The 3,941-nt window shown below is 41.4% G+C and carries 1 protein-coding gene and 1 pseudogene; both read left to right on the forward strand.

All coding sequences use genetic code 11. The features are described from left to right. Positions 1-3,565 (forward strand): LamG-like jellyroll fold domain-containing protein (locus tag AB4496_RS20190; protein ID WP_372131745.1); only part of this gene is annotated, 3,565 nt, incomplete at its 5' end. A gap of 20 nt (positions 3,566-3,585) precedes the next feature. Further along, positions 3,586-3,941 (forward strand): annotated as a pseudogene (locus AB4496_RS20195) (RHS repeat protein); the annotation flags it as partial.

A 3,941-nucleotide genomic window follows, 5' to 3' on the forward strand; every position in this document is an offset into this window, starting at 1 on the left:
CTCTGATACTGACAATGATGGTATTGATGACGCATTTGAAATCGATAACAACATGAATCCAACGTTAGCCGATGGCCATCTTATTGATGCTGAAGTTAATAAGCCAAACTGGGATAGGTATGTTGAATATATAAACCGCAGTGATGAATTTCTCTCCTCTATTGAACAGGTTGCGCCTAACGTTTTGGATATAGAAGAGACAAAAGGGTACGCCATCTCAGGTTATTACCCAAAAGAGCAACCTACCAGCATTATGTTTTGGTATAAGCCGAACGAAGATCTTTTCGTGTATGACAAATCAATGAGTGGTGTTAGTGATATAACGAATGATGTGATTTTGTCTTTAGGACACAGTATGTATGGCCCTCTTTATTGGGTTGGTAGTAGTGGTTCTGTCGCTCATCACCACGATTTAATCAATAATCAGTGGAACCATATTGCGTTAACTATAAGTGATTTAAAATCGAAGCTTTATGTTAATGGTCAAATGGTAGATGTGAATGAAAGTGCGCTTAAAATGATTGGTTATCCGTTTTTCTTGGGTGCAACTAATATTGAAGGTCTAGCGGATCGTCATATGAACGGCCAAATGGACAATGTCATGTTGTGGCAACGCGTATTAAGCCTAGAAGAGGTTAGACGCTATATGATTACGCCACCAACTCCCCAACAAGACAGCTCATTGCAATGGCTGTATGACTTTAACCACACTAGGAGTGGTTGGGTAAAAAATGGCGTCACAGGGCTGTATGATTTAAAGCTGGTTCAAGGAGCTAAAATCTCTCCAGAGCAAGCGATACTTGATCAAGACCTGGATGGTTTAGATGACAAGTTAGAACTTGCAAGCTGTTTAGATGAAACCCAAGCTGACACAGACGGTGATGGTCTATTGGATGGTCAGGAATATGGGGTCAATTCCCAATATTTAACAATTACAGACCCCTGTTTATGGGACAGTGATAGGGATAATATTCCGGATGATTTTGAGTTAGAACAAAACAGTGATCCGCTTCAGAGTAACGCAGGGAAAAGTTCTGTAAATCATCCCAATTTGAGCCTTTGGGAAGCGTATGCCCAGCATCAAGTTGAACAGTTGTCACAAGACGACATCATTGAATCCTCACGTTCTTTGCAGTTAACGGATAACAATGGGTACGCAATTACCAATCACTTCTCGTTGTCACATGACATGACGTTGATGTTTTGGGTTAAGTATCAGCCAAGTAAAGAGCAAAGATCAGGGAACATGGATACACATAAACTTGGTTTTTCATACGATAAAGTAAAATATGGTGACGAGCACAGCACATCATATACTGCCGCAAAACTTAATTCGGATGAATGGGCACATTTAGCTCTCGTCTTGTCAAATCAAGGAAAAGCAAAATTATACTTTAACGGGCAACTCGTAGATGAAAAATACCCATTGCGCGCAGACTTACCGAATGTGTGGGCCACCTACCTTGGAGCCGTTAATGATGTAGGCTTCTCTAAAGAACATATGAAGGGGTTACTTGATAATGTTGGTATTTGGGAGCGGTCATTAAACGCAACTGAAATTTACCAGTATATGTTTACTGCGCCCAAAGCTTCGGATAGCAATCTTGCTGCATGGTATGACTTTACTCACTCCCAAGGTGATTGGGTGAAAAATAAAGCAACAGGACGATACGATCTCAAATTAACGCAAGGCGCTTACTTAGTTGCTGAGCCAACAGACGAAGATACTGACGGCGATGGTCTTGTTAACCGATTAGAGTTAGCTTTTTGTACTGATGGGTTAACGGCTGATAGCGACGGTGATGGCGTTAATGATGGTGATGAACTCTCAGTTGGCAAACCATTCATTTTGATTACTAACCCTTGCGATCCTGACAGTGATAATGATGGCTTGACGGATGACTTTGAGCGTTCTCACGGTAGTGATGGCTTGATTACTGATGCTAATTTTGACAGCAATGGCAACGGTATTTCCAACTGGGATGAATATCGAAAGATACAAACAGAGCAATTGCCTGAAACAGTGGTCGAATTTGGCGCCTTGTCGGCGAGTAAAGGTTATGCAATTACGTCTTTCTTCCCAGAAAACGGTGATTCAACCTTAATGTATTGGTTTAAATCAACCAGTGAAGAATCACAGTTATCCGGTGTAAGTGAAACTGCCGACCAGCATTATTACGTTGGAATTCAGTATGCGCAGAAGAAGTTCGCATGGGGTGAAGACAAATCGAGTGGTTATTCTTTTAGAGAGCCGGAATACTCGACGGATGATTGGAACCACATCGCGTTAGTCGTAAATGATGATCATATTCAACTATACCTCAATGGACAATTAACAGAAGAAACAATACGTTCTTGGTCGACGATTTCTGCTCCCTTCGAACATGCACTTTGGTTGGGCGCTTTGAATAAGTCGGGAATGGCTTCTGATTTTTACACTGGCCTTATTGATAACGTGCAGATATGGGACAGAGCCTTGTCTGAACCAAAACTCCACCGCTTCATGGCGCTGCATCCTAAGGAGCATATCGAGGGTTTAATCGCGTCTTATGACTTTTCGTCGGTGAAAGGAGAATGGGTAAAAAATCACGCCAATGATCAATTCGACCTAAAGTTGGTCGATGATATTGAGCTTGAAAGTCATCAAGTCAATGACACTGACTTAGATACTATCCCGGATTACGTTGAAGCGAAAATGTGTGTTGATGCCACAACAAACGATACCGATCACGATGGATTATCCGATCGACAAGAATTAGAAATACTTGTCTCTGCATGCGATCCAGATATAGATGGGGATAGCATGTTCGATGGGTTTGAGCTTGAAGAAGGGAGCGCTTTGCGTGTTAGGGATGGCAACAAAGATAGCAATAGTGATGGTATCACCAATTGGTACTCATTTACTGATTGGTACAAAGCAGTAAAGTTGGCTCAAGGAGAGCAAGGTATATCTATATCGAGTGGTGTACTGCAATTGGATGGTAACAAAAATAGCCACGTTGTAACGGGGATTTATCCTAATTCTGAAGACAAAACATTAATGTTTGATATCAAGTTTAACCAACTTAAGGGGCTATTACAGTACGTTGGTTCTGATGACAATAATAAACATCGTTTTTACATTGGTTTAAATAAAAACGGTGATTTGAGTTACGGCGTTGGTGATGAAAGTCGAAATAATAGTGCTAGTTTAAATAGTGAACAATGGTATCACTTTACTCTTCGATACCAAGCCCCTAACGCTCAAGCATATATTGATGGTCAGTTAGTTGGGACCTTATCGAATATTCGTTTTAGTGGACAGAGTACGGAGCCTATTACATTTGGGGGGGCTTATCCTGTAAATGCTCAGATTGACAACGTGCAACTCTGGAACCGAGCGCTTACGGATGAAGAATTAATAAATCGTAGGTCGAAGGTGTCGAGTGGACCTGAGTCGTCACTTGCTATGCACTACGATTTCGAATTCAGATTGGGTCCTTTGATAATGAACAAAGCTACCAATAAGTTAGATGCGTTACTCTCGGCAGAAAGCCTTCTAATTGAAACTCCGTTAAACCCATAAATCCGATTAAGGAAACTTAGATGCTTTTGGCAATTTTTGTCGCGCTTGCAATCGTATTGTTAGCGTTACTGCAGTCGTGTGCGCCTGCTGTTGAACCACCTACAGGCCCTTTAGGGCCAAATAGTTCATACGAACAAGGTCAAGGTCAAGCTCAAAAAGGGGGGGAATCAGGAGATGATTGCCATTCTTCGAGAGGAGCACCAATATGGCACTTTGACTTCAATAATCTCAACCTCGTTGTTCAAGATACGCCAATCTGGTTTGATTCGGCGTATGGACCTAATATTGAATTCACATTAACTTACAATGCGCTTGGAAAAGAAAATACAAATAATTCGGTTGGCTCTCGATGGTCCCATAGTTACAGTGACTATAT

It is taken from the genome of Vibrio sp. 10N.222.46.A1 (assembly GCF_041473595.1).
GTDB lineage: Bacteria > Pseudomonadota > Gammaproteobacteria > Enterobacterales > Vibrionaceae > Vibrio > Vibrio tasmaniensis_A.